The 5,308-nt window shown below is 37.4% G+C and carries 4 protein-coding genes and 1 pseudogene; 3 read left to right on the forward strand and 2 right to left on the reverse strand.

Going from position 1 to position 5,308, the window contains the following annotated elements; all coding sequences use genetic code 11:
- A partial coding sequence (locus I2F31_RS13135; RefSeq protein ID WP_266096471.1) for an ESPR-type extended signal peptide-containing protein occupies window positions 1–1,618 on the reverse strand: 1,618 nt, incomplete at its 3' end.
- A 358-nt stretch (window positions 1,619–1,976) separates the two neighbouring features.
- On the opposite strand from I2F31_RS13135, the gene fmt reads away from it, so the two are divergent.
- On the forward strand, window positions 1,977–2,936 hold the full coding sequence (gene fmt, locus I2F31_RS13140; RefSeq protein WP_195770202.1) for a methionyl-tRNA formyltransferase: 960 nt from the start codon (window positions 1,977–1,979) through the stop codon (window positions 2,934–2,936).
- Complete coding sequence (gene rsmB / locus I2F31_RS13145; protein WP_195770204.1) at window positions 2,936–4,249, forward strand: 16S rRNA (cytosine(967)-C(5))-methyltransferase RsmB; 1,314 nt, start codon at window positions 2,936–2,938, stop codon at window positions 4,247–4,249. Before fmt ends, rsmB begins: the two co-directional genes overlap by 1 nt.
- Window positions 4,250–4,271: 22 nt before the next feature.
- Here the strand turns inward: rsmB and zupT are convergent, their stop codons facing one another.
- Window positions 4,272–5,069 carry a zinc transporter ZupT gene (gene zupT, locus I2F31_RS13150; protein WP_195770205.1) on the reverse strand — a complete coding sequence of 266 codons (798 nt, stop codon included), beginning with the start codon at window positions 5,067–5,069 and terminating at the stop codon, window positions 4,272–4,274.
- Between the two features lie 43 nt (window positions 5,070–5,112).
- Between zupT and I2F31_RS13155 the strand changes: the two are divergent.
- Window positions 5,113–5,283 (forward strand): annotated as a pseudogene (locus tag I2F31_RS13155) (DUF1345 domain-containing protein); the annotation flags it as partial.
- Window positions 5,284–5,308 lie beyond the last annotated feature (25 nt).

Below are 5,308 nucleotides of genomic sequence, written 5' to 3' on the forward strand. Positions count from 1 at the left end.
TACCAGAGGTTGTAACACTTGGACCGCCTGTAATAGTTAATCCTGTATTGCTTAATACACTATTCCCTGTAGTAATAGTGTCGAAGCTTGCATTTTTATCAATACCTACAACAATATTCCCATCACTATCTGTGGTGGTTTTTACATTTGATGTATTATATTGATCATCAGTTTTTGTACCTGTACCTTTAATCGTTAATGTATCACCTAGTTTTTTAGTCGTACTGCCACTATTTGATGCAAAGCTAATCGGCTTAATAACTTCTGTATTTAATGCACTTATTGCAGCTTCTACACCTGTGGCCTGAGTTTGATTACCATCGGTTTTAGTTATTGTATAAACTGGCGTTATTACCTGCCCTGTTGTACTGTCTAAAGCAGAAGAACCACCTAAAGCAGTAGCCGTACTCTTAGCAACATTATCTGTATAGGTCTTTGTCAATTTAAGCTGTGCAACGTTGACTGCATCTTGGTCATTGGTACCTGCAGCTACGCCTGTAATTTGACGTGTAACTGTTGACCCATTACCCACAGCCACAGCAGCATTGGTCGATTTCCACACCCCTGTTGTATCTGCTGAAGCACCACCTGTAATTGGATCATATCCACTTACACCTTTATCTATCGTGGATACAGAGTCACTACCAATTGCAACACCACCTGCTTTAGTCGCTTGTGAGTTAATACCAATCGCCGTGCCACCTTCCTCAGCAATAGCAAGTGTACCAATTGCCGTCGCATTTGTTGCAGCTTTTGAACTACCACCGATAGCTGTTGCATAGTTACCATTGGCTTGTGAACCTGTATCTGCAGTACTCCCTGAACCTATTGATGTTGAATTAGTACCATTAGACACTGAGTTTATACCTATTGCAACTGATCCAGCCTGTGTAGCTTTAGAAACTGGCCCCAGTGCCAAAGAGCCAGTACCAGAAGCTAAAGCCGTTGGTCCTAAAGCAAGCGAAGCATCTCCCGTAGCATTCGAAGCCATACCCACAGCCGTAGAAAAATTGCCTGTTGCTTGAGCAGTTACGCCTATTGCTGTAGCTGCGCCACCAGAAGCTGTTGTATTCGGATAGCCACCTGGTAAATTCACACCAGTGATCGTCTTGTAAGAAGTACTCATAACAGAATCTCTTCTTACTTTATTAATGTCATCACCACCAATTGCAACACTAGAGTTACCTGTAGCATTTACATTATTACCTAAAGCAACAGATTGATCGCCAGATGCTTTTGCAACACTACCAATTGCAACCGACTGTGAGTTACCATCCGATGCTGTAGTCGCGGAGTCACCAATTGCTACTGAACGTTGTGAACCAGCTGTCGTTGTACCACAACCTATGGCTATATTGTTTGCGGCAGAAACACTTCCAGCCGTAGTTCCACTATTTGCTTGTAAAGCCGTAGTTGTACATGCAGAAATGGCTGTACCACTTCCTGTACCACCACCTGTTCCAACCTCGGCAAAAGTGGCTTGTGATAAAGTTAATGTAATTAAGGACGTAGCGGCGAGTAATGTTCGTGCTGATTTTTTCTTAGACTTACCTAGCTCAGACACTACAACCCAGCTATTTAAGACAGCATTCCACACTATTTTATAAATCTTATTCATATATTTTAACCTTCTTGTCTATTCTAGAGATAGGTACTTTTTTGCTATTTCGATACTTTTTTGCTATTTCGATACTTTTTTGCTATTTCGATACTTTTTTGCTATTTCGATACTTTTTTTATGCGATTAAGTCCCCCCATTCCAACTTACAAAATGATAAAACTAGAAACATAATAAATTCTATTTTACTAATTACAAATAAAAAACATCAAACAGATCACATATTTTTGTTAAAAAATGTACTAATTCTATTGAAAAATCTCACCCAAATTGAATATTTTTATCAAAATTAAAAACTTAGATGCTAAAAATCCATGATGTTATAATTAAAAGTAATCTAGTAACGCGGATAACTATTTTGAATATTCTTTTTGCAGGAACACCTGAATTTGCCGCAGTAGCACTTAAAGCACTGCTTAGTACTTCTCACAATATTATTGCTGTCTATACTCAACCTGACCGGAAATCTGGCAGAGGCCAAAAAGTACATTACTCTGAAGTTAAGCAATTAGGATTATTATATAACTTGCCTATTTTCCAACCAGAAAGCTTTAAAAAAAGCACAAATGATGGACTTAATGCACGAAAAGAGTTACTAGCTTTGGATATTGATGTCATGGTGGTTGCTGCTTATGGGCTCATTCTTCCACAAGAAATTTTAGATGCACCGAAATATGGTTGCCTAAATATTCATGGATCACTACTGCCACGTTGGCGAGGTGCGGCACCTATTCAAAGGGCTGTAGCAGCACAAGACTCTGAAACAGGCGTCACCATCATGAAAATGGACCGTGGTCTAGATACTGGTGATATGATGCTTAAAACATCTTGCCCAATTTCAGCACAAGACACATCTGTTACGCTCTATGAAAAACTTGCACATCAAGGGGCAACTGCCATTTGCCAAGTTTTAGAAACAGAAGAAACTTTATTAAATTATCTTAAAAATCGACACGTCCAAAATGAAGACGAAGCCACATATGCACATAAACTGACTAAAGTAGAAGCTAAAATTGATTGGTCACTTTCTGCAACTCAAATCTGTGCAAACATTAGAGCATTTAACCCTTGGCCAATTGCATTCATTGAACTAGAGCAACACAATTTACGTGTATGGTCTGCTCAAGTTGCTACATACACACCAAACCATTCGGCATCTAATGGAGAAATTTTAGAAATAACTGCAGATGGGGTCTACATATCCTGCGGTCAAAATAGTGTCTTGTGTATTACGTCGTTACAATGGCCAAATGCAAAACCTTTCAACTCACATCAAATTATTCAATCTAATAAACTTCATATTGGGCAGGTGCTATAATGAGTCAAAATAAATATTCACCATCAATGCAACATGCCCCTAATTTAAGAGCAAAAATTATTGTTTTACTTAGTAAAATTCAAGAAGGTGAATCATTATCTACTCAACTTGACCAACACATCAGCCAAATACCTGAACGAGATAAAGCATTATTTCATGAACTCACGCTTGGTACACTACGTCAATGGTATGCTCTCAAAACAGCATGTCTTCCCTTAATAAAAAAACCTATAGATAACAATATGCTTCATGCAGCTCTTTACTTAGGTCTGTATCAGCTCATCTATACAAGAATTCCAGCACATGCTGCAATCTCTGAAACTGTCAATGCCATTAAACAACTACAACTCGGTCAATTTAGTGCACTTGTCAATGCAATTTTAAGACAATACACTCGCTCTCCAGAAGAACTGGCACACACAGTACAACATGCTCATGCCTTGCCAAGCTGGTTATACAAACGACTTAAAAATAACTGGCCTGAACATTTAGAAGAGTTAACAAAACAATTAAAATGCAGTAGCCCGATTACCCTACGCGTAAACCCACGTAAAATAACAAGATCAGACTATTTTGATCAACTACAACAAAAAGGGATTAAAGCGAGTTACGGCAAATACTCGGAACAAGCCATTTATCTAAATGAAGCTGTATCGATTCAATCATTGCCTGGTTTTCATCAAGGTTTCTTTTCAGTTCAAGATGAACATGCTCAACTCTGTGGTCAAATCATCCCAGATATTAATGCCAAAATCGTTATAGATGCATGTGCAGCACCAGGTGGAAAAACAACCCATTTACTCGAACGATTTACACCAAAAAAATTAATCGCTATTGATAATAGCTCTAAAAGGCTACTTCGAGTCACTGAAAACTTACAGAGATTACAACTTACAAATCAACATTGTGAAATGATTTGTGATGATGCAATAACATGGAAAAATGACCGAAATGCAGATCTAATTATTTTAGATGCACCTTGCTCTGCAACTGGTGTTATACGCAAACACCCTGATATTAAACTACTCAGAAAATCTTCAGATATTGAGCAAACAACTCACTTACAACAAAGCATATTAGAAAACTTATGGCCTCAAGTGAAAGTAGGCGGTCACTTACTTTATATTACTTGTTCCATTTTAAAGGCTGAAAATGTAGAACAAATGAGTTCTTTCTTTGAAAGAAATAAAAATGCTCAAGAGGAACAATTAAACGTTACTTGGGGTATAAAACAAGCTTACGGTCGCCAGTTACTGCCTATTCAAGAAACAGGAGATGGGTTTTATTATTGTCTAATAAGAAAAGTGGCTTAGATTAAGCCACTTTTTAAAATCACTAAGCAAACTTAAATGCAACCAAGCTCAGTGCCAGCGCACTCATACCTACCACAAGGCCATACACTGTTTCATGGCCTTTAGCATATTTTTTCGCTGTAGGTAATAACTCATCTAAAGCCAAATACACCATCACACCAGAAATTAGTCCAAAAACAATACCATAAACAATATCATTTAAGTAAGGTGCTAAAAATAAATAACCAACAGCCGCACCAAAAGGTTCTGCGAGGCCTGAAAGAAGGCTGGCTCCAACTGCATACCACTTATTATGTGTTGCAATATACACAGGTAAAGCAATCGCAATACCTTCTGGAATATTATGAATAGCAATCGCAATCGCCAAAGGTGCACCAACAATAGGACTATCTAATGTTGCAAAAAATGTTGCTAAACCTTCAGGTAAATTATGTGCGGTAATTGCAAACATGGTTAATAACCCTGTTCTCATAATTTGCTGATGGTTCATTTCTGAAGCTGTATTTTTTTCTAACGTATCATGTGGGTTTGGTACTAAGCGATCTAAAATCAATACTAAAACCATACCACCTAAAAATGCAAATGTTGCAAAGCTATAGCCTATATTCTCTGAATATACTGACGAAAAAGAAGAAATAGATTTATTAAGTATCTCAGTTAAAGATACGTAAACCATTGCACCAGCAGCAAAAGCTAAACCAAATGATAATAAACGTGCACTTGGTTGTTTAAAAAAACAAACGATAATGCCACCAATAACCGTGGCAAAGCTGGCCGCAATTGTTAACATAAATGCAATAAATACATTATGATCAACCATATAGAAGGATTTCCTAAAAATAAAGTATTAAATACTTATATCAGACTTCATCTATTTTAGCTATGTTATAGGTACAGCATCGCAGACAGCAGACGTATCGCTTACAAGTTCACGTATGAGACGTTTTAATACGTTGCATTTGTTGTTGGCGTTTGCGTATAACACCTTAATTTTAGCAATTTGTATAAATATAGCGGCAAGTTTACTGAGTTAGGAATATGTATTTTGATGAAGGATAT

Source organism: Acinetobacter rathckeae (assembly GCF_015627125.1).
GTDB lineage: Bacteria > Pseudomonadota > Gammaproteobacteria > Pseudomonadales > Moraxellaceae > Acinetobacter > Acinetobacter rathckeae.

Excerpts from the sequence above, each read along its gene's own strand:
- zupT (WP_195770205.1), bottom strand. The coding sequence starts at position 5,069 with ATGGTTGATCATAATGTATTTATTGCATTTATGTTAACAATTGCGGCC.
- rsmB (WP_195770204.1), top strand. The coding sequence starts at position 2,936 with ATGAGTCAAAATAAATATTCACCATCAATGCAACATGCCCCTAATTTA.